The organism is Bacillus sp. JCM 19034 (assembly GCF_001310635.1).
GTDB lineage: Bacteria > Bacillota > Bacilli > Bacillales > Bacillaceae_D > Halalkalibacter.
The window spans coordinates 59,886-80,419 of the sequence record NZ_BAXR01000011.1; the positions used below are offsets into that span (position 1 = coordinate 59,886).

The following is a 20,534-nucleotide window of genomic DNA, read 5'->3' on the forward strand; positions in this document are numbered from 1 at the left end:
CTTTTTTATTGCCAGGAAATCGTCCTCCGACCACGCTACCGGGATGGGGGCACGCTTTGGGCAGGAATCGGCCCTCCCATCCCGTCCGCTTTGTCTAGTGCCAAAAAGGAAATTGCATTCTTCTCAAATAAGAGATAGAAGTCCAATTTTTATCTATAATATAAGTAAAAAAAGGGACAGAAGTGGACAGACAATGATGTCAAAAAAGGTGGAAGATAAGCGGATGCAAATGGAGATGGTCTGGATTGAAAAGCTAGTTCCAAGAAGACCAGGACGTCCAAGTATCGATCCAGTTGTCTTAGTGAAAATGGTGTTTATTCAATATACCTTCGGTATTCGGTCGATTCTCCAGACGATCAAAGAGATTGAAACGAATGTGGCCTATCGTTGGTTTTTAGGTTTTGGATTTGTGCAAGCGATGCTTGTTTTTGCTGCCATGAACCTAAAAAAATTAGCCAACTGGCACTGGAGAAACACACATCCTCCAGTGTCACCAACAGAAAATAGAAGAAATAACGTTAAAACGCCTTTAAGAATCAACTCTCAAAGGCGTTTTGTCTACGGTCTGAGAGCTACATAGTAGGTAGCTCCTCTTAGATTATAAATATTTAATGATAAGGAAAAAGGGAACAAAATGGAGTACATTTTGTTCCCTTTTCTTCTAGCCTTACCGATACCAGCTAGCCCCTAGTATAATGAGAAGAATCACTAATACAACAATTAACGCAAACCCAAAACCACTTCCATAGCGGCGTGGTGGTGGTGGACAACAGTAACCACCATACCATGGTCTATAGTAGCCCATGTATAACACCACCTTTCATAAGGATATACTATACCTTATGTGTTAAATGGAAAAACGAGCTAGGTATGTGCGGAATATATGAAAAAAATTCGTTATATTTCTAATGGAAAAAGCATAGTTTAGGTAACAGATTGCGAGATTAATGTATTGTCCGGAAAAGGCCGACAACTTTACCTAAAACTTTGCAATCTTTTAAAATAATAGGCTCCATCGATGAGTTTTCTGGTTGTAAGCGGATATAATCCTTTTCTTTAAAAAACCTTTTTACCGTTGCTTCATCTTCTTCAGTCATAGCGACGATAATATCGCCATTATTAGCAGATTGCTGTTGACGGACGATGACCATATCACCATCATAAATACCTGCTTCTATCATACTTTCACCGACGACAGAAAGTGCATATGTATTATCACTAGTTGCTAGATGATCCGGTAACGGGATGTAATCCTCTACATTTTCAATGGCTGTAATTGGAAGACCCGCAGTGACTTTACCGATAACTGGTACATAATTAGTTGATCGTTCTTTAACGAAAGCTTCATTTGTTTCAAGGTCTAAAATTTCAATTGCTCTGGGCTTTGTAGGGTCACGGCGGATGATCCCTTTCTTTTCTAAGCGTGACAAATGCCCATGGACAGTAGAACTTGAGGCAAGGCCGACTGCTTCACCAATTTCACGAACGGAAGGTGGATAGCCTTTCTTTTTTACTTCTACTTTAATGAAATCTAAAATCTCTTGTTGTCGTTTTGATAGTTTCGACAATGATAGCACCTCATTTCTTCTTACCTATTTAACTAAATTGTACCATGCGAACATACGTAATGCAAACATTAGTTCTGAAAAAACGTTGACAAGAAACGTGTGTTCGTATTAATATAGTTTACGAACAAACATTCTCATAGGGGGCAATTATTATGTTTTTATTAAAACGTCTTTCAAAACAGGAATGGTTTATTGTGATTTGTGGTATTGTTGTTTTATTGTTTATGTACTCTACGGTTATTATTTCAGCATCTTCTACGACGGTAAATGAAGTAAGTGATAATTGGGATGAGCCACAAGAACAACATGAATTACTCGTTTTAGGTGAGGATGGGGATAAGTGAAGAAAGCGTTAATATATTGTAGGGTAAGCACCGATAAAAAGGAACAAGAGACTTCTTTAGAGAGACAAGCTAATGAGCTAAAAGCATTGGCTATTCATTATAATATGAATGTATTAGACGTGATAACAGAAAGAGCTAGTGGATTTGATATAGAACGAGAAGGGATTTTACAAGTATTAGACGTAATCAGTCAAAAAGAGATTGATGTGCTTCTAATCCAAGATGACACGAGGTTAGGAAGAGGACACGCGAAGACTGCTTTGCTTCATCATATAAGAAAGCGACAAGTAGCTATTTTTACGTTACAAGACCAAGGTACGATGTCTTTATCAGAGGCTGATGAAATGGTGTTAGATATTTTAGCGATAGTAGAAGAATACCAACGTAAATTACATAACAGCAAAATTAAACGTGGGATGAAAAAAGCGGTTGAAAATGGCTATCGTCCCGAACGAAATATTAAAAATCGTATGCATGGTGGACGTCAAAAAAAGGATGTTCCAATAGAAGAAATTGTCCGATTGCGAGATCGAAAGCTTACGTTTCATGAAATCGCTCTGACTCTTAAAGGTCTCGGTTACGATATTTCTAAAGCAACGGTCAATAGAAGGTATCAAGAATGGAAGAAGAGTCAAGTTTAAGCTAACTACTTGAAAGTATGTCAATTATTCGTGTAGAGTAGAATGTGTGTTTTAGAAAAAGGGGTGTTTGACATGCTTTCAAAAAAGCAAATTGATCGAATAAATGAATTATCTAAAAAAAGTAAATCAGTAGGATTGACGTCAAAAGAAGTGAAGGAGCAAAAGGAATTGCGAGAAGCTTATATTCAGACGTTTCGTCAATCATTTAAACAACAACTTCATCAAGTCAAGGTCGTTGATGAAAAAGGAAATGATGTAACTCCAAATGCATTAAAGGAAAGTAAGAAAAATAAAGGACAACTACATTAAATAAAGGGAAGGCTGTTGAATGATGTGCATCATCATTCAATAGCTTTTTTTCGTAAATTAACGTTGTAACATAAATCATGATTTCTATGTTTTTTCATAAAATCTCTTTACTTTTTAATTTGTTATATATTTAAGAACAAGTTATGTTAAACAAGTAAAACATTGATAAATAGTTTATGAAAATGTTAATATATTAACAGAAAACGCTTTTATTATTCAAATCTAATGAATAATGCTTGTGAAAATGTTGCAGAAAGTATATCATGATTACGTGAGTGAGTATTCTGTAAATTTAGGAAGGTAGGTTAAAGAAACAATGTCAAGACAAACCGAGTATTTAGCAATTAACACGATTCGTACACTTTCAATTGACAGTATTGAAAAGGCAAATTCTGGTCATCCAGGAATGCCGATGGGGGCTGCTCCAATGGCATTTAGCCTTTGGACAAACTTTATGAATCATAACCCTTCAAATCCTTCATGGGCTAACCGTGACCGTTTTGTATTATCTGCAGGACATGGTTCAATGTTATTGTACAGCCTTTTACACTTAACTGGTTACGATGTGTCATTAGATGATTTAAAGGAATTCCGTCAATGGGGAAGTAAAACACCAGGACACCCTGAATATGGGCATACACCAGGCGTTGAAGCAACAACTGGTCCACTTGGACAAGGTGTCGCGATGGCTGTAGGTATGGCAATGGCTGAACGCCACTTGGCAGACACTTACAATACAGATGACTACACAATCGTTGATCACTTTACATATTCGATTTGCGGTGATGGGGATTTAATGGAAGGTGTTTCCGCAGAAGCTGCTTCATTAGCAGGACACTTAAAATTAGGAAGACTTATCGTTCTTTATGATTCAAACGACATTTCACTTGATGGTGATTTACACTTATCGTTCTCTGAGAGCGTTGAGGATCGTTATAAAGCATACGGATGGCAAGTTATTCGTGTGGAAGATGGAAACGATCTTGATGAAATTAATCGTGCCATTGAAGAAGCGAAAAACGATGAGCGTCCAACATTGATTGAAGTAAAAACAACAATCGGTTTTGGGTCTCCAAATAAATCTGGTAAATCGGCTTCACACGGTTCTCCATTAGGAAAAGATGAAATCGCATTAACGAAAGCAGCTTATGAGTGGTCTTTCGAAGAAGAATTCCATGTTCCTGAAGAAGTAAAGGACTACTTTGCTGCGAAAAAGGCTGAAGGTGAAAAGAAAGAGCAGGAGTGGAATGGTCTTTTTGCTGAATATAAGAAAGCCAACCCTGAGCTTGCAGCACAATTTGAGCTAGCACAAAAAGGTGAGCTTCCTGAAGGATGGGATGCTGAGCTTCCGGTATATGAAGAAGGTTCAAGTACGGCGACTCGTGCATCTTCAGGTGAAACGTTAAATGCCATTGCCAAAAAAGTTCCTCATTTATTTGGAGGTTCTGCAGATTTAGCTGGATCTAACAAAACGTACATGAAGGATCTTGGAGACTATTCGCGTAACAATTATGCGGGCCGTAATATTTGGTTTGGTGTTCGAGAATTTGCGATGGGATCTGCTGTTAACGGTATGGCTTTACATGGTGGTGTTAAGGCATTCGGAGCAACATTCTTTGTATTCTCAGATTACTTGCGTCCAGCGATTCGCCTTGCTGCATTAATGAATCTTCCAGTTATATTTGTTTTCACACATGATAGTATTGCAGTTGGAGAAGATGGACCAACTCATGAGCCAGTCGAACAACTTGCTTCACTACGTGCAATGCCAGGACTTTCTGTTATCCGTCCTGGAGATGGAAATGAAACAGTAGCTGCATGGAAAGTAGCAGTGGAAAGCACAGATACTCCAACAGTCCTAGTGTTAACTCGTCAAAATTTAAAGACGTTAGCAGATACAAAAGAGCTTGCGTATGAAGGTGTGAAAAAAGGTGCTTATATTGCATCTAAATCTTCGCAAGCAGACGTAGACGCACTTCTATTAGCTTCTGGTTCTGAAGTTCCATTAGCAGTAGAAGCACAAGAATTACTTGAAAAAGATGGCATTCATGTAAATGTCGTAAGTATGCCTAGCTGGGATCGCTTTGAAAAGCAACCACAATCATATAAAGATGAAGTCATTTCACCAAATGTAAAAGTACGCCTTGGCTTAGAAATGGGCTCTTCATTAGGGTGGGCAAAATACGTTGGTGACAATGGAGATGTTATCGCCATTGACCAATTTGGTGCATCAGCTCCAGGAGAAAAGATTATGAAAGAATATGGATTCTCTGCTGAAAATGTAGTAGCGAAGCTTAAAGCATTATTACAAAAATAAGTATTTAAAAAAGCACTCTGAGTTATTATTCAGAGTGCTTTTTTCGTGTGCATCATTTCGACAAAACTAGTGGTCCTCTGCTTCAGGTTCAGACAACTATTTCACATGCTTTTTGTATACTGAAGAAAACATGAACGAGAGGGTGTCCATGAAATGAGACAATATGAATTATATATATTTGAGGAAAGTGTTGCTCAAGAGTATTATGGACAAGAATCAAAACTTTTTCATCTGTTTCTTGAATATGAAAACGCAGCACCGAAAAAAAAGGAAACGATTCGAAAACAAATAGAATACATTACAAAACCAATTCCTACCCTGTATATTCAGCAAAAAATAAAACAAGCCTTTAAACATTACAAAGGTTTTTCTTATTATAAGCATACGAACCTAATTGAATTAAAATCAGGGGGGAAAGCGGAGTTGATGATTGATAGCCAATCAATCTTTGTAACGGCAAATGGAACTCCTGAGGTAGAAATGATGTTTTTTGAAGTTTTGCGCAAATGTGTACCGACGTTTTTTGCTTTTAGTGTGGAAGATAACCGTTACGGTTGGTTGAAGCCGATACAGCCACTTAAACGTTCTCATCCATTATAAGTTTTTTTTATAAAGCCTTTTAAATCACCATGCATTAAGATATAATAGGTAAGGTATTTAGGCTAGAAGGAGGACGTTGGACGAATGATTTGGCATATCCTTGGTTATACACTTGCGGTTGTAGCAGGTATAGCAATTGGTTTTTTCATTGCACGTAAGACGATGATGTCTTATTTAAAGAAAAATCCACCTATCAATGAACAAATGCTTCGTGTCATGATGATGCAAATGGGTCAAAATCCATCGCAAAAGAAAATTAATCAAATGATGAAAGCCATGCAAAAGCAGCAAACTAAATAAGGACAGGCCTAGCTTAAACTAGATTTAAACGTTGTTGCTCTTAGATTATACATGACTTAATCATATTGCTTACTTTTTTTGTGGAATTATGACAAAATAAACCACTTTTCCTCCTGATGATTAACTAGAAAAGTGGTTTTTTTGTTGGATTGTTTTCTTTCTTCTATATATGAGGAAGCAAAAAAATGAGGAGGTCTTTATGACAATTGATAACGCTGTCATTAACGCTTTATACGCCAATGTAGTTTTGTCTATCATTATTCCCGTAACAGTTATCGTCTTTGCAAAAGTGAAATACAAAATATCTTTTAAAGTCTTATTAGTGGGGAGTATGACGTTTATCGTTTTTTCTCAGATTTTAGAAAATATCGTGCATGTTCTTTTAATCGGTATTGGGGAAAACCCGGTATCATCCTTTATCATGCAACCTTATATTTTTGCCGTTTACGGACCGTTAATGGCGGGGATATTTGAGGAGACAGGAAGGTTTCTTGTACTATCATACATATTGAAAAAATATAGAGATTGGAAAGATGGCTTTTCTTTTGGTATTGGGCACGGTGGAATAGAGGTATTTATTATTTTAGGGATTTCAAGTATTGGCATGATTGCTCTAACGACCTTAATTAATGAAGGTTCTATTGCAGATCCAATTCTAGTTGAACAGCTCTCAGGGCTTAGTATGGGAACTTCGTTATTAGGTGCTCTAGAAAGAGTATTTGCTATGTGCTTACATATTGCATTATCAATTTTAATCTTATATGGGATCAAAACTGCGAGAATTTCATTTCTGTTTTTAGCAATTGGTCTACACACTGTTTTTAATATTCCTGCAGGATTATATCAAGCAAATATTTTAACGAATATCCTATTAATAGAAGTAATCATAGGGATTTTTGCAATTCTGGCAGTGATATTTATTATTAAATCTAAAAGGTTATTTGAAATTAAATGACTTCAAGAATGATTGATAAGGTTTATCTATAGCTCCGATACTCTTACAATACAGTCTACTAGTCATGATCTCACTGGACATGCTTTAGCTCGTATGGTATATTTATTCATTGAAAAGAGATTATAATACGTTCAAGGGCTTTGCCTTATTAAAACCCGTTGCCAAAGTGATGAATGCAACAATTGAATTAACGATAATCAAGCACCTCTATTGTTCGAGGTGTTTTTCTACTTACAAGCATATCGGTTTTTACAAGGGAGGCTAACAGAGAATGTCAACAGTTGAAGTGAAAACCGTCCAGTTAGAAGAAATATCTTACACGGATGATTTAATTATTGACGTACGTTCCCCAAAGGAATATGCTGAATATCGAATTCCTAATGCTGTTAATATACCTTTATTTTCGAACGAAGAACGAGCGAAGGTAGGTACATATTATAAACAAAAAGGCAAAGAGGCAGCCGTCGATTTAGGTATGGAGCTTTTTGGACCAAAGGTTGCTTCCATCTTTCAAAAAGTGAAATCTTTAATTAAAGAGAACTCCAATCGCCGTGTCATTATTTATTGCTGGCGTGGTGGTATGAGAAGTAAAACCGTAACAGGGATGCTCGGGTTAGTTGGGATTAACAGCTATCAATTAGTCGGAGGGATTCGTACTTTTAGGCAGTATGTTCAACAGCAGCTTGAAAGGGAAGCTGAGCAAGAACGACGATTCATCGTTATTGAAGGACATACTGGGACGGGAAAAACCGAGCTTTTGCATAGATTAGCGAAGGAAGGATATCCAGTCCTTGATTTAGAAGGGCTTGCAGGCCATCGCGGCTCTATTTTTGGTCATATTGGTTTACAACCTCGAAGTCAAAAGCAATTTGAGTATGAGTTGATTAGTAGTCTTAATGAATTGAAGGGTGAGAAATATCTTATTATTGAAGGTGAAAGTAAAAGAATAGGACGAATTGTCTTACCATCGTTTATTTTAGATGGTAAAGAAACTGGTAGGCGGATTGAGCTACGTTATCCTTTTTGGTCAAGGGTAGAGCATATTTATCAAACGTATCAACCTGAGGAATACGAGGAACAAATAAAAGAAGCACTACAAAAATTATCGAAATTCATAACGAAGGAATTAAAAGAGGAAATAGATGTTCTTCTAACAGAAGAAAAATACAAGCTTTTGTTTGCTCGACTGTTAGAGCATTATTATGACCCTAAATATGAATATACTTCTAAAAAGTATAAAGGGGACGTGGATAGAATTGATTATGCTTCATTTGATGAAGGATATAAGAAATTAAAGGATTACATTAATCAATCTATCAGCTCCAAATCGTAAAATGAGAGGTAAGTGAGGTGAGCATCATGAATGAAATATATATTTGGCTGACTACGTTTGGGGCAATTGGCATGGCTATATTGGCACTTTTCATTAGATTAAAAGCGATAAAACATCCTGCAACGATAAAGAAAATTATTTTGCCACCACTTTTTATGTCGACAGGATTTATTATGTTTTTGTATGAACCAGCTCGACCAAGTACGCTTCAAGTGATGGAAGCTATCGCTGTAGGGCTAATCTTTTCTATTTTTCTAATTAAAACGTCAACATTTGAAATTCGGAATCAGCAAATTTATTTAAAACGTTCAAAAGCATTCGTATTCATATTAATGGGTTTACTTGTTATTCGCATAATATTTAAGCTTATCATCGGCGATTCGATTATTGTTGAGGAGCTTGCAGGCATGTTTTTCTTATTGGCATATGGAATGATTGTCCCTTGGAGGATTTCAATGCTCATGAAATATCGTAAGTTGGAGAAACAATTAAAGGCGGGGTTTGCGGTTACAGCTGAAACATAGAAAGAATTTGATTAGGGCACACAGATTACCACTAGGACATCTAATAAATATATCAAAATCTCATCATAGACACGTTCTATGATGAGATTTCTATTAGTTCTTTGTATGGGGTCATATCAATGTTTTTCTCTTTTAATTTTTTTATAAGAAATTTATGATCTCGTTTTGGTGTGGCTAATATGTAGCCTTTTATAATATAATCTTCCGTTAATTCATTAATTTGATCCTGAAGTGCTAATTCACCAATTTTTCCAGCGATTTTCCCTTTAGCTACATCCCGGAATAATTCTGGAACTGGTTCAACTAAATCATTGAGCAATGCCTTTTGCTCGTCATTCCAAAGGTGGAGAGTTTGTTCGATATAGTAATCTTGCCAATCTAAAATCGATTTTCCGTCTTCTTTCGGTAAACGTTTAAGAAATTTTCGAAACATGAAATAGCCACCTATAAACATCACCGTTATTAAAAAGATTGTCCAGCCGACAATAAACCACATAAAACCTTCATTAGGCATTCCATTCACCTCTACTTTTTCTCCTATATATCCTATCATATTCTTCCTTACCTTTGCGATAGAATGTTGTTCGATTCAGTGAATTTTTGATATGATGAATACTTGAGGTGAGAAAAATGCTTGTATTAATTTCCTATGCTATTCATTTATTATTTTCGGTCGTTTTCTTTCTATTAATTCCATTTGTTTGGTTACTAAAAGGAAGTTTATTAGAAGGGAACACGATAAATGTTAGAAAACTTTTGCGTTTTTATAAACCGGTTATCCTCATTGCCCATATTGGTATTATTACGTCTGTGATAACTGGATTTTATTTAGCTTCTAGTTGGCTTAACATTTGGTTTGCAGCTGTCGTATTTGTTTGGATTGCAATTAGTGCTTTTCTTGGAATGACAGCAAAATATCTCCGTTTAGTCCTTGAACAATTAGATGCAAATGATAACATAAAAGAAAATAAGTTTGTTAAGAAACTTAGCCGTTCAAGCCTACTGTTAACAGCTACAATTATTTTAATGTTTGCACTAAAAGTTTTGCAATACGTGTAATAATAGGATTCTTACAATAATGTTGGCAAGTTCGCTCATACTAAAATAATGAAGAAGACATTTTAGGAGGTTGTCAAAAATGATTATTGGTATTCCACGCGAAGTAAAGAATAATGAAAATCGTGTTGCAATGACACCTGCAAGCGTATCTGTGCTCGTCCAAGCGAATCACACTGTTATTGTTGAAAAAGGAGCAGGAGTTAGTAGTGGTTTTTAGATGAGCAATATGTTGACGCTGGTGCAGACATCATTGAGGAGGCTGCCTCTGTTTGGAATCAAGCTGAGATGATTGTCAAAGTGAAGGAACCATTACTATCTGAATATCACTATTTTCGTCCAGGATTGATTTTATTTACATATTTACATTTGGCCGCAGAGAGTGAGCTTGCGATAGCGTTAATGGATAATGACGTGACAGCCATTGCGTATGAAACAGTTCAGCTGGGAAATACGTTGCCTTTATTAACGCCGATGAGTGAAGTAGCAGGACGGATGGCAACACAAGTAGGTGCTCAATTTTTGGAAAAACCAAATGGTGGTACTGGCATTTTGCTTTCTGGTGTACCTGGTGTTAGTAGAGGTAAGGTGACGATTATTGGCGGTGGAATAGTTGGAACAAATGCGGCAAAAATCGCAATTGGTTTAGGTGCAGACGTAACAATTATTGATTTAAACCCTAATCGATTAAGAGAACTAGACGATTTATTTGGCTACCAAATTCAGACAATGATGTCGAATCCATTGAACATAGCTGAGTATGTCGCAAAGTCTGATTTAGTGATTGGTGCGGTACTCATACCAGGAGCACGGGCACCAAAACTAGTGAGTGAAGAAATGATTAAAGCAATGAGAGACGGCTCAGTTATAGTTGATGTCGCCATTGATCAAGGTGGAATTTTTGAAACGATTGATCGAGTGACAACACATGATCAGCCGACATATAAAAAGCACGGTGTCCTGCATTATGCGGTGGCAAATATGCCGGGAGCAGTGCCACGTACTTCTACGATCGCATTAACAAATGTAACACTTCCTTATATCTTACAAGTTGCCAATAATGGGGTGAAGGCAGCGATGCAGCGAAATCATGCGTTGTTGACAGGCTTAAATACGGCTCGTGGAATGATTACGTATAAAGCAATAGCAGACGACTTGCAGCTTACGTATAAACCTGCGGATGATATACTAAAATTATTATAATTAATTGGAGAGGATCGATATGGAGGTAAATGAAGCAAAGGTCATTTTGGTGCAATTACGTAGTGGGGAAATTACAGAATATCGGGTTAGTCGAAATGATTTCTTACTATTTCGAGAAATACTGTTAAAGCAAGATGATGCCATTGATTTTCGCGGAAACGCCCAACATGGTGGTGAAACGATTTATACGTACGAACCTAATTGGACAAAATAATAAACAAAAAGAGGTGACTATCAAAAAACCTCTTTTTGTTTTCGAAAGAAAGCTACCGTCTTAATTTAAAGGAGAGCACTGAGGAGGTAACAACTCACACAGTGCTTAAATAAAGACGCGTAAATGTTTATTTTTCGGGGAATTTATCGAATGGAAAATTGAAAGCCCCATTAACGAATTTCACTAGCAAATATACGCAGCTCCAACAATGATTAATAAAATAAACAAGACAACTAGAAGCGCAAATCCTCCGCCATAATGACTCATAATTTGAACCCTCCTTTATTGTTTTTTCCGTACAATATATGAGAGTAGAAGAAAATATGATTGGGTATTTGTTGAAGAATAAAAAGAAATCATGCTAAAAAAAATACTTATTTATAAGATGTCGTTCTGTATTCATTGGATAATAGATGATAAAATGTTTAGGAGGAGGTAATGATGATGACTACAAAATTACGATTAGGAGTTATAGGAGCCGGAAATATCGGTAATGTCCATTTACGGGTGTTTGATCGTCTTAAACATGACGTAGAATTGAAAGCGGTTACGGATGCGTTTTCAGAACTCGCTCAAAAAAGAGCTGAAGAGTATGGGATAGAGAAGGTATATGATACAGCTGAGGAGCTATTGGCTGATGAACAGTTAGATGCAATCGTCATTGCAGTACCTAATAAGTATCATGCCCCGCTGACCATACAAGCTTTAAATGCTGGTAAACATGTTATGTTAGAAAAGCCGATGGCAATGAATGTGCATGATGCGAAAGAAATTTTGCTAATGCAACGAAAAACAGGCAAGGTTGTTATGATCCCGCATCAAATGAGATGGGAATCGATCGCATTACAAGTGAAAGAGCAGATTAATCGTGGGGAACTGGGATCGATCTACCATACTAAAGCAGGCTGGTTTAGACGAAAAGGAATTCCAGGATGGGGAACGTGGTTTACACAAAAAGAAGAATCAGGTGGAGGTCCGTTAATTGATATAGGCGTTCATTTGTTAGATTTGTCTCTTTATTTAATGGGTAATCCTAAGCCGGTCTCAGTGTTCGGTTCTACATATGCAGAATTTGGTCCCAAAAAGAAAGGGATTGGTACATGGGGAAAGCCTAATTGGAATGGTGTTTATAATGTAGAAGATCTAGCTTCTGCTTTTATCAAAATGGAGGATGGAAGTACGTTGACGTTAGATGTGAGCTGGGCAGTCCATATGGATACAGACAGTCAGCCTTTTGTTCATTTATTAGGAAGTGAAGGTGGAGCATCCATTCGGGGGAATAAAGGGAAATTTTTATCAGAAAAGTTTAACCAAACCGTTGACGTGGATATAGAGCCGGCTGATGAGGAAGAGGGAGACCGTCTTCGAATGAGTCAGCATTTTGTGGAATGTATACGAGAAGGGAAAGAACCTATTTCTAACGCACTTACTGGATATACGAATAACCTGATATTGAGTGCGATCTATGAATCATCGCAAACAGGTCGCGAGGTTAAGTTAAATTGGGATATTGAAAAGGGGTAAATGATGAAAAAGGTGTAACAACTGCTGGTTTAGGAGATGTAGGTAGTATTGAAAGCTTTATTGGAAAAGCGGCTGTTTATCACTTTGATTCGATTGATGTCAGTGGTGCTAAGCTGGTTGAATGGGTTGAGGAAATCGGTTTAGAGGCAGCACAAAATCAATTAAAGCTTCACCAAGTAGAAATAGGAGCAATTGATCTATCGGTTGAATGGCGTCAAGGAGAAGAGGAATTTATTCGTGGATTGTCAGCATTTACTAAAGAAGTAGAAATTGCTTCACAGTTGGGCTGCCGTTCATGTGTTACTTATATATTGCCGTCAACTGATTTTCAAGCAGCAGCGTTTATGGCAAAAGTCATTCGGCGCTTACGCACATGTGCTGTGATACTAAATCAATATGATATGAAATTAGGCTTGAATTTGTTGGGCCACATCATCTTCGGACTGCATGGAAACACCCTTTTATTTGGACAGCCTCTGATACAATGGAATTAATCGAGACAATTGGTGAGCCCAATGTTGGGCTTTTAATCGATGCCTATCACTGCTATACGACAGGCATGAAATTTGAAGAATTAAATCAAATTCCTATTGAGCTTATTGTCCATGTCCATATTAATGATGCAAAAGCGATCCCTGTATCAGAAATATTGGATAATGATCGGTTATATCCAGGTGAAGGTGTTATCGACCTTGTCAGCTTTTTGAAGCAATTAAACGCTATCGGCTATAAAGGAGCTGTTACACAAGAGGTGTTAACTCAAAGTCCTCCAACAATTTCATCAGAGGAGCTTTGGAGGAAAACGGCCAACGCTTACCGCGAACTCTTTGAAAAAGCTGGATTATAGTTTGATAGGATATTACAAAAGCTCAATTTGCTTTTGTAATATCCTATTTTGTTTCATTCTATAGGAAAACTAGCATATTTTTATGCTAGTTTGTTGTATAATGGAATCGGTTTTATATACAGTAAGGAGATTATCAAATGAATTTTCTATTAATTGTTTTACCTGCCTTTTTAATATTTGCTGTTGGATTTATCGGTCAAAAAATGATCGGTTTCGATCCAAAACCGATTTCAGTATTAGCACTGTATTTAATGTCACCGTTTTTAGCATTTCGAACATTTTATATGAACCCTGTTACAATTGATTATTTTTATATTTTTGCCTTTTGTTTATTGCTTTGTCTCTCGTTAATTTTTATTTCATTTCTCGCAGGCAAAATGATGAAATCAACTGATTCACAAATATCTGCCTTTGTGTTAACAGGTGTTTTTATGAATAGTGGGAATTATGGTGTGCCTATTATTTTATTTGCTTACGGTGGGGTTGGTTTTGATGAAGCGGTAATTATGATGGTTATCCAGTCCTTTTTAATGAGTTCAATCGGTTTATATTTTGCGGCTAAAGGCAGTCGTGAAGGATTGTCGATGAAACAATCGTTAATCAGAGTGGCTCGTATGCCGATTATTTATGGAGCTTTACTTGGAGTTTTATTCCAATTGGTTAGCATCGACATTCCTGTTCAGTTGTATCAATCTATTGAGATGATCGCTGATGCAACGATCCCGACGATTATGATCGTTCTTGGCATGCAGTTAGCACTTATTAAACGTAAAGAAGTACCAATGCGAGAGTTAAGCTTTATCGTTATTATGCGTACAATTATATCACCAATTGTAGCATTAGCCATTATTTACATCCTGCAGATTGATCAACCGCTAGCAAGTGTATTAATTGTCCTATCAGCTATGCCATCTGCTGCAAATACGACAATGTTCGCCTTGCAATTTGATACGGAGCCTGATCTTGTTTCTTTTAGTACACTAGTAACAACAATTTTAAGTTTAATTACGATTCCGATTATGTTGATGTTAGTCAGTATGTAAAGGTTAGGATTGAAAAGTAGGAGGAGATACTATGGAATTAAAAGAAAATACTCGAATCTTATTAATAGGAGACAGTATTACCGATGCCGGGCGAAAGGAAGATGTTGACGCATTAGGTTGGGGTTATGTGAGATTGATACATGATTATCTGCTTTTATCATGCCAGGATAAGTCGGTGGAGGTAATAAATCGTGGTGTAGGTGGAGATCGTATCATTGATTTAGAAAAGCGTTGGCAGGAAGATGTCTTATTGCTTCAGCCGATTGGCTTTCTATTTCAATAGGGATCAATGATGTATGGCGTCAGCTTGACAACCCTGAAATGGAACAAGTATACCCAGATCGTTTCAAAGAGGTTTATATTCACTTATTGAATGAAGTAAAGGCAAAGACGAATGCCAAAATCATATTAATGGAGCCGACGATCATTGAAGAGGACGTAAATGCCAAAGGGAACCAATTACTTAAAGCATACGTCCAAGTCATTCATGAAATCTCTCAGCAATTTGAGGCAATTGTTGTGCCAACTCACCAATCATTTTGCCGTTATTTAGAAAACGAGAGCAAAAAGAAGTTAACGACTGATGGTGTGCATATGAACTCTTTGGGGAATCTACTTATGGCCCAAACATGGTTAGATGCAGTACTAAGCAATAAATAGTTGTGTGGCTGTCAAAAGGGCAAAAACAGTACCTTTTGACAGCCATATTCTTTTTAAGATGAAGTTATGATTAGACCTATTAAAAATCCAAATATTGATCCGAAAATGGTGAGCACGATGTATACATTTAATTTTAGCCAAGCTTTCTCCTTATAAAGCTGTATCGCTTCTACACTGAATGTTGAAAAGGTGGTAAATGCACCGAAAAAGCCAATCGCGATCATAAGATAGATAGGATCTTCCAGAGCCCCGATTGGTATTCTACCATATTGCAAACCGAAAAAGCTGCCAAGTCCGAATGAACCGAGTACATTCACAAGTAACATGGCAATAGGAAACGGTCGATTAGGAAAACACTTCATAATGAGTAGTCCTATCAAATAGCGACAAATTCCCCCGAGAGCACCTCCAAAACTTATAAAAAGCAGCTTCATCCTCGTTTCACCTCAAATCTTTTCTTTAGCCTTGCAGAATAATGGTTGCCTAGTAAATATCCGCATAAAGCTGCTAAAAGACCTCCTATTACTGATCCAATGATATAAAGAGCAGATTGAAAAATAGAAAATGTATCAAAAAGTATGTAAGCGTCAGCTGCTAAGGTCGACATCGTCGTAAATCCACCACAAAAACCAACTCCTAATCCAGCCTTTACCCACTCTTTAGGTACGAATACTAAAAACAACGCAGTTATAAAACCTAGTAGTCCACTTCCAACAATATTGACAATCAACGTTCCATAAGGATAATTTGGATTGACCGTAACTAGATGTAACGTATACCTGCTAATTGTTCCAATTACAGCACCAAATCCGACGGCACTGATGTTTTTCCAATGTAGGGACATGCATTCATCTCCTTCTATTTACCTCTTACATAGTTTATAGGAAAATTGTTTATGAAAACAAGAGATTCATAACTAACCTATTGACAGTTTGGAGCATGTCTACTAACATTGCATTATGAAATGGGTTTCATTATTGAAAAATAAACCAATTGGAGGCGTCACATATGAGAAAATTCTCATTAGACATCCACGATAATCCACTAAAAACGAGAGAAGATATTCAGTTAGCATATAAACAAATTCACCAGCCTTTATTAGAAAAATACAGTCCAGGCTTCGCACATCTTCATATCGGGAATACAGGTGTAGCATATCCATTTTCAACTGCAAAGATGGAAGGGTTTTCAAGATTGCTTTGGGGTATGGCACCGTTATTAGCTGGGGGAGGAGAATATGAGCATTGGAATGAAATCGTTCTACAAGGAGTTAAAAATGGGACAAATCCCGAACACGAGGAGTATTGGGGTAACATTCAAGATTATGATCAACGTATTGTAGAAATGGCCGCGTTCGGCTTAGCGTTAGCGATTACACCGGAGAAAATCTATGATCCGTTAGATAATCAAGAAAAAAGAAATTTGGTGAATTGGCTATCCCAAATACAAACGCATAAAGCACACGACTGCAATTGGCTTTTGTTTTCAGTTATTGTCAATCTTGGGTTAAAACGAGTTGGAAAATCGTATGATAAGGAGCAAATGAATCGTCATTTAGATCGCATTGAGGATTATTATCTTGGAAATGGCTGGTATTCAGATGGGGTAAATGCCCATTGTGATTACTACACATCTTTTGCGATTCATTATTATTGCTTGTTGTATGCGAAAATGATGGAGCAAGAAGATCCAACAAGATCAGAACGTTATAAGGATAGGGCGAAACAGTTTGCTAAAGATTTCATTTATTGGTTTTCAAAAGACGGCTCGGCTATTCCGTATGGACGTAGCTTGACCTATCGCTTTGCACAAGCTTCTTTTTGGAGTGCAATGGTCTTCGCTGAAGTTGAGGCGTTTCCAATGGGTGTCATGAAAGGATTAATTATGAGGCATTTACGTTGGTGGTTTAACAAGCCTATTTTTCTAGAAGATGGAGTGTTAAGTATCGGCTATACGTACCCAAACCAAGTGATGTCAGAGAATTACAATTCACCAGGTTCACCTTATTGGGGGCTGAAAATCTTTTTAATTTTAGCGTTAGATCAAAACCACCCATTTTGGAAGGCTGAGGAACAGCAGCTTCCGAAATTAGAAAGACATTTTGTTCAAAAGCCTGCCCATCTCGTTTTATGCCGCCAAGATCAAACGGGTCATGTTATCGCCTTTAATACAGGACACCAATCTTCAAATGGTCATACACATACGTCCGCTAAATATGAAAAATTTGCCTACTCTAATTATTTTGGTTTTAGTGTACCAAGAGCTGAGTGGGGGTTAGATCAAGGGGCGTTTGATTCAACTCTAGCAGTTTGTGAGCAGGATAACCTTTATCGTGTTAAAAGAAAAAGTGAAGAAATTCAACTAAATGAACGATATATTTATTCAAAATGGCGTCCGTGGGAAGATGTTGTGATCGAAACATGGATTGTTGTCGGAGCACCTTGGCATGTTCGTATTCATAAAATTAATAGTGCTAGGAAACTTGACGTTGCCGATGGAGGTTTTGCACTTGGAAAACCATCTGAGATGTATCAGGAAGATGAGATATTTATTGAGAATAATCATAATGGCATTTTCATCAAAAATAAGCTTGGAGCCTGTGGGATAAAAAATATTGATGGAAATGGCTGTTCAAAAGCGATTCATCCTAATGCGAATACGAACATAATGAATCCACGAACTGTTATTCCAACTGTAACAGCTCGTTTTGAAAAAGGGGCACACTTATTCATCAATGCTGTTTATGCAGAGCCGAAATCTCAAGGGGAAAATTGGCTTCAGGCACCAAATGTAAAAATAAACTCACACTCCGTATCTATATTTAGTGGTGAAAAGGAGGAGCTGTTACTTCATTTAAACTAAAAGAAAAAGCCTTAAAAGGTGTTAAAATTACAAGTTGTCCAAAAAAGCTAGTCTTTTAGGACAACTTTTTTATGCCAAAATCTCTTATGGAAATCAGTGTACGTTTGAAAACATTAAATATAAATAGTATGACATGGGAACATTACGTTCGTATAATAGTGGTAAATTATCTGTGATGAAAAAAGAAGATAAACAAACGGTAACCAGAGCTGATTTAAATATCGCTCCAAGTATAAAAAAAAAAACCAATAGCTGCTGAGATAATATCAGATGGTATTGTTAATAAAATAAATCTTTCGCGATTAAACTTGGATAAAAAAAGGCTCCAACAGCAGCTTTACGAGCAGGGAGTAAAAAATACGGATGAGGTTTTTTACGCAGAAATGGAGCAGGATGGAACGCTTCATATTGATAAAAGAGAGGACGATTTGAACAATTAGTGAGAGGAGTGGTTTTCACCTCTCACCGTTGTCTCGTTACTAAGGCAATCACTTTGACTATAAAGGTGTACCCAGAGCTTTTGAAGCCAAGTTCACATCATTTTGAAGTAATCGCTCTAAGTCATAAGATGGATAGTAGCTCTTACCATACATATAATGAAAAACCTTTGCATGAGTATCGATTGCACGATTTAAATGCTGTTTTAGAACATTTCTTAGAACTGGTGTAGCTGTTTCTGTAATAGCAATTGCGTAGTTCCGCACGCCTGTTTTAAAAAGAGCCAATAAATCACCAGCATAAAAGGGAAGCTGGTCCTCTCGTGTATGATCTTCATTCTCATCGGTCCTAGGTGCCATCGGATAAAACTCAAGAAGTTCACGAATATTTGTACTTAATCCATTAATAGCCTCGCTATATAATTGCTGTAATACAGGATCTGTTACTTCAGCATACACTTTTTTAAGTTTCATTAACCCAATTGATTGAAATGCTACTAATTCATGTATCTCTAGTGTTTCATGCCATGCTAAATGTTGTTCGTACATGTTTTTTCCATTTTTATTCCTCCTAAATAGATTCCCGATACTTTATTCATAATTGGATTTTTTGGAAAGTTGTCTTAACTTAAATTATTTAATAAGAAATAAACAATTAAAAACGCTTTGAGAGTAGGATCTCAAAGGCATTTTTAAAATGATTATGAATTGGGAGGATTAATTACGCTTATTTTTTTGGTTGTTTATTTTGTTGGTTTGACTGATTGTTTGTCATTGAATTAGCTGTTTTACTAATTGCTTGAGCTGTTTGATCAACTGCATTCATTGCAATGTTTTCAGTCGCTTGTATTGTATTTTGGGCAGCATCAAATACGACTCCAGCACCATTTTTAACTGTGCTAGCGATACCTTGTGTTGCGTTACCATTTTGGTTATTTTGGCCGTTTTGTTGCTGTTGATTATTTTGTTGCTGTTGATTATTTTGCTTGTTGTTCGTCATAATGTCACCTCCTAGTTCTAGAATGACTACTTTGCTCGTTTTTATACAAGACCTAGGGGATTAACATTATTTTGCTTTAATCTAACCAATTATTGCTTATTCCCCCTTGATTTATAAAACTTTCTAATAAGTTTACCCTTTAATTAACTTAATGAAGCTCAAAATATAAATGATATTAGGAAAGGAGGTTTTTAAAATGAAACACGTAGGTGCCTTAATCGTGAAAACGTTAATGGTTACGTTAGTTCTACTAGTCATAATGAGTTATATATACGGCTATCCTGCTGGTGACACATTCGGTTTATCTCTATTGATTGTCGGTATTAGTTACATTGTTGGGGACATGGGAATTTTGCGCGTTTCAAACAACGCGGTCGCAACACTTGCTGATTTAGGTTTAACAACAATCGCCATCTGGTTAATTGGTCCTCTTATATACGGATATGGCGTTCCGTTTTCGATCGCATTTATTTCTGCATTAATAATTGGGATCGGTGAATGGTTTTTCCATAAGTTTGTTGCTAATGGTATTTTACAGAAGGAGCCATCTCCACAAACTTAAAGGCTGTCGAAAGGAAATGAGGAAAAAAGTAACTTAGATTAAGAAAAATCTGAACGACGATTCAACATTCTACATTGGAAATTGAATACGTTCGGACTTTTTCATTTATTGACTTGGTTCACTTTTTGTTATTAGTAAGGGCTCCTAAGTATTTAGGTGCAGGAATGAAGAAGAAAAGGCCCCAAACATGCACCTATGAGCGGATAGGTGCATGGAATGAGGAAGAAAAGGGTCC

The 20,534-nt window shown here is 36.8% G+C and carries 28 protein-coding genes and 2 pseudogenes; 22 read left to right on the forward strand and 8 right to left on the reverse strand.

Features of this window, described 5'->3' with window-relative positions:
• Positions 1-193: 193 nt before the first annotated feature.
• A pseudogene (locus JCM19034_RS21150) lies at positions 194-409 on the forward strand (transposase); the annotation flags it as partial.
• A 258-nt stretch (positions 410-667) separates the two neighbouring features.
• Here JCM19034_RS21150 and JCM19034_RS21155 read toward each other — a convergent pair.
• A complete protein-coding gene (locus JCM19034_RS21155) occupies positions 668-805 on the reverse strand; it encodes a YjcZ family sporulation protein (protein ID WP_082394097.1) in 138 nt (45 codons plus the stop codon).
• A gap of 139 nt (positions 806-944) precedes the next feature.
• Positions 945-1,568: a transcriptional repressor LexA gene (gene lexA, locus JCM19034_RS14665; protein ID WP_062050880.1), complete on the reverse strand. Its 624-nt coding sequence runs from the start codon at positions 1,566-1,568 to the stop codon at positions 945-947.
• A 152-nt stretch (positions 1,569-1,720) separates the two neighbouring features.
• Here lexA and JCM19034_RS14670 point away from each other — a divergent pair, with 152 nt between their 5' ends.
• The 9 genes from JCM19034_RS14670 to JCM19034_RS14710 all read left to right on the forward strand — a co-directional run bounded on the left by JCM19034_RS14670 (position 1,721) and on the right by JCM19034_RS14710 (position 8,891).
• Entirely contained in the window at positions 1,721-1,912 is a 192-nt protein-coding gene (locus tag JCM19034_RS14670) for a hypothetical protein (protein ID WP_062050882.1), read from the forward strand.
• Positions 1,909-2,553 carry a recombinase family protein gene (locus JCM19034_RS14675; protein ID WP_062050884.1) on the forward strand — a complete coding sequence of 215 codons (645 nt, stop codon included), beginning with the start codon at positions 1,909-1,911 and terminating at the stop codon, positions 2,551-2,553. The genes JCM19034_RS14670 and JCM19034_RS14675 overlap by 4 nt, the downstream gene beginning before the upstream one ends.
• Before the next feature lie 72 nt (positions 2,554-2,625).
• A complete protein-coding gene (locus tag JCM19034_RS14680; protein WP_062050886.1) occupies positions 2,626-2,862 on the forward strand; it encodes a DUF896 domain-containing protein in 237 nt (78 codons plus the stop codon).
• Between the two features lie 316 nt (positions 2,863-3,178).
• On the forward strand, positions 3,179-5,179 hold the full coding sequence (gene tkt, locus JCM19034_RS14685) for a transketolase (protein WP_062050888.1): 2,001 nt from the start codon (positions 3,179-3,181) through the stop codon (positions 5,177-5,179).
• A 153-nt stretch (positions 5,180-5,332) separates the two neighbouring features.
• Complete coding sequence (sirA, locus tag JCM19034_RS14690) at positions 5,333-5,779, forward strand: sporulation inhibitor of replication protein SirA (protein ID WP_062050890.1); 447 nt, start codon at positions 5,333-5,335, stop codon at positions 5,777-5,779.
• 84 nt (positions 5,780-5,863) lie between these two features.
• Positions 5,864-6,079 carry a YneF family protein gene (locus JCM19034_RS14695; RefSeq protein WP_035343892.1) on the forward strand — a complete coding sequence of 72 codons (216 nt, stop codon included), beginning with the start codon at positions 5,864-5,866 and terminating at the stop codon, positions 6,077-6,079.
• A gap of 199 nt (positions 6,080-6,278) precedes the next feature.
• The gene (locus tag JCM19034_RS14700) at positions 6,279-7,034 is read left to right on the forward strand and encodes a YhfC family intramembrane metalloprotease (protein WP_062050893.1); all 756 of its coding nucleotides are present in this window, start codon (positions 6,279-6,281) and stop codon (positions 7,032-7,034) included.
• Between the two features lie 271 nt (positions 7,035-7,305).
• Positions 7,306-8,367, forward strand: a complete 1,062-nt coding sequence (mnmH, locus tag JCM19034_RS14705; RefSeq protein WP_062050895.1) for a tRNA 2-selenouridine(34) synthase MnmH — start codon at positions 7,306-7,308, stop codon at positions 8,365-8,367.
• Positions 8,368-8,393: 26 nt separating this feature from the next.
• Positions 8,394-8,891, forward strand: a complete 498-nt coding sequence (locus JCM19034_RS14710; RefSeq protein ID WP_062050896.1) for a CcdC family protein — start codon at positions 8,394-8,396, stop codon at positions 8,889-8,891.
• A gap of 76 nt (positions 8,892-8,967) precedes the next feature.
• Here JCM19034_RS14710 and JCM19034_RS14715 read toward each other — a convergent pair whose 3' ends face one another.
• Positions 8,968-9,405 carry a DUF2621 domain-containing protein gene (locus tag JCM19034_RS14715; RefSeq protein WP_062050927.1) on the reverse strand — a complete coding sequence of 146 codons (438 nt, stop codon included), beginning with the start codon at positions 9,403-9,405 and terminating at the stop codon, positions 8,968-8,970.
• A gap of 116 nt (positions 9,406-9,521) precedes the next feature.
• On the opposite strand from JCM19034_RS14715, the gene JCM19034_RS14720 reads away from it, so the two are divergent.
• From JCM19034_RS14720 to JCM19034_RS14730, 3 genes and pseudogenes are all read left to right on the forward strand, one after another.
• The gene (locus JCM19034_RS14720) at positions 9,522-9,950 is read left to right on the forward strand and encodes a hypothetical protein (RefSeq protein ID WP_062050898.1); all 429 of its coding nucleotides are present in this window, start codon (positions 9,522-9,524) and stop codon (positions 9,948-9,950) included.
• A gap of 79 nt (positions 9,951-10,029) precedes the next feature.
• Positions 10,030-11,150 (forward strand): annotated as a pseudogene (gene ald, locus JCM19034_RS14725) (alanine dehydrogenase).
• Positions 11,151-11,169: 19 nt separating this feature from the next.
• A complete protein-coding gene (locus tag JCM19034_RS14730) occupies positions 11,170-11,364 on the forward strand; it encodes a hypothetical protein (RefSeq protein WP_062050900.1) in 195 nt (64 codons plus the stop codon).
• 183 nt (positions 11,365-11,547) lie between these two features.
• On the opposite strand, the gene JCM19034_RS21160 is transcribed toward JCM19034_RS14730, so the two are convergent.
• Positions 11,548-11,631 carry a YjcZ family sporulation protein gene (locus JCM19034_RS21160; RefSeq protein WP_082394101.1) on the reverse strand — a complete coding sequence of 28 codons (84 nt, stop codon included), beginning with the start codon at positions 11,629-11,631 and terminating at the stop codon, positions 11,548-11,550.
• A 171-nt stretch (positions 11,632-11,802) separates the two neighbouring features.
• Here JCM19034_RS21160 and JCM19034_RS14735 point away from each other — a divergent pair, with 171 nt between their 5' ends.
• The 6 genes from JCM19034_RS14735 (at position 11,803) to JCM19034_RS14750 (ending at position 15,438) form a co-directional block, all read left to right on the forward strand.
• The gene (locus tag JCM19034_RS14735; protein ID WP_062050902.1) at positions 11,803-12,888 is read left to right on the forward strand and encodes a Gfo/Idh/MocA family protein; all 1,086 of its coding nucleotides are present in this window, start codon (positions 11,803-11,805) and stop codon (positions 12,886-12,888) included.
• A gap of 242 nt (positions 12,889-13,130) precedes the next feature.
• A complete protein-coding gene (locus JCM19034_RS25170) occupies positions 13,131-13,382 on the forward strand; it encodes a hypothetical protein (protein ID WP_370622053.1) in 252 nt (83 codons plus the stop codon).
• Positions 13,373-13,735 carry a TIM barrel protein gene (locus tag JCM19034_RS25175; protein ID WP_370622054.1) on the forward strand — a complete coding sequence of 121 codons (363 nt, stop codon included), beginning with the start codon at positions 13,373-13,375 and terminating at the stop codon, positions 13,733-13,735. Before JCM19034_RS25170 ends, JCM19034_RS25175 begins: the two co-directional genes overlap by 10 nt.
• A gap of 137 nt (positions 13,736-13,872) precedes the next feature.
• The gene (locus JCM19034_RS14745; RefSeq protein WP_062050904.1) at positions 13,873-14,778 is read left to right on the forward strand and encodes an AEC family transporter; all 906 of its coding nucleotides are present in this window, start codon (positions 13,873-13,875) and stop codon (positions 14,776-14,778) included.
• A 31-nt stretch (positions 14,779-14,809) separates the two neighbouring features.
• On the forward strand, positions 14,810-15,061 hold the full coding sequence (locus JCM19034_RS25180) for a hypothetical protein (protein WP_370622056.1): 252 nt from the start codon (positions 14,810-14,812) through the stop codon (positions 15,059-15,061).
• Positions 15,010-15,438: a GDSL-type esterase/lipase family protein gene (locus tag JCM19034_RS14750; RefSeq protein WP_370622057.1), complete on the forward strand. Its 429-nt coding sequence runs from the start codon at positions 15,010-15,012 to the stop codon at positions 15,436-15,438. Before JCM19034_RS25180 ends, JCM19034_RS14750 begins: the two co-directional genes overlap by 52 nt.
• Before the next feature lie 53 nt (positions 15,439-15,491).
• Here JCM19034_RS14750 and crcB read toward each other — a convergent pair whose 3' ends face one another.
• Together crcB and JCM19034_RS14760 are read right to left on the reverse strand one after the other, a co-directional pair.
• Positions 15,492-15,872, reverse strand: coding sequence for a fluoride efflux transporter CrcB (gene crcB, locus JCM19034_RS14755; RefSeq protein WP_062050907.1), 381 nt, complete (start codon positions 15,870-15,872; stop codon positions 15,492-15,494).
• A complete protein-coding gene (locus JCM19034_RS14760; protein ID WP_062050909.1) occupies positions 15,869-16,282 on the reverse strand; it encodes a CrcB family protein in 414 nt (137 codons plus the stop codon). Before JCM19034_RS14760 ends, crcB begins: the two co-directional genes overlap by 4 nt.
• 164 nt (positions 16,283-16,446) lie before the next feature.
• Here JCM19034_RS14760 and JCM19034_RS14765 point away from each other — a divergent pair, with 164 nt between their 5' ends.
• Both JCM19034_RS14765 and JCM19034_RS25185 read left to right on the forward strand, forming a co-directional pair.
• Entirely contained in the window at positions 16,447-18,300 is a 1,854-nt protein-coding gene (locus tag JCM19034_RS14765; protein ID WP_062050911.1) for a DUF2264 domain-containing protein, read from the forward strand.
• Positions 18,301-18,548: 248 nt separating this feature from the next.
• A complete protein-coding gene (locus JCM19034_RS25185) occupies positions 18,549-18,740 on the forward strand; it encodes a YetF domain-containing protein (RefSeq protein WP_082394103.1) in 192 nt (63 codons plus the stop codon).
• Positions 18,741-18,797: 57 nt separating this feature from the next.
• Here JCM19034_RS25185 and JCM19034_RS14770 read toward each other — a convergent pair whose 3' ends face one another.
• Together JCM19034_RS14770 and JCM19034_RS14775 are read right to left on the reverse strand one after the other, a co-directional pair.
• On the reverse strand, positions 18,798-19,286 hold the full coding sequence (locus JCM19034_RS14770; protein ID WP_062050913.1) for a spore coat protein: 489 nt from the start codon (positions 19,284-19,286) through the stop codon (positions 18,798-18,800).
• Between the two features lie 178 nt (positions 19,287-19,464).
• A complete protein-coding gene (locus tag JCM19034_RS14775) occupies positions 19,465-19,737 on the reverse strand; it encodes a hypothetical protein (RefSeq protein ID WP_062050915.1) in 273 nt (90 codons plus the stop codon).
• Positions 19,738-19,933: 196 nt separating this feature from the next.
• On the opposite strand from JCM19034_RS14775, the gene JCM19034_RS14780 reads away from it, so the two are divergent.
• A complete protein-coding gene (locus JCM19034_RS14780; RefSeq protein ID WP_062050917.1) occupies positions 19,934-20,299 on the forward strand; it encodes a DUF2512 family protein in 366 nt (121 codons plus the stop codon).
• Positions 20,300-20,534 lie beyond the last annotated feature (235 nt).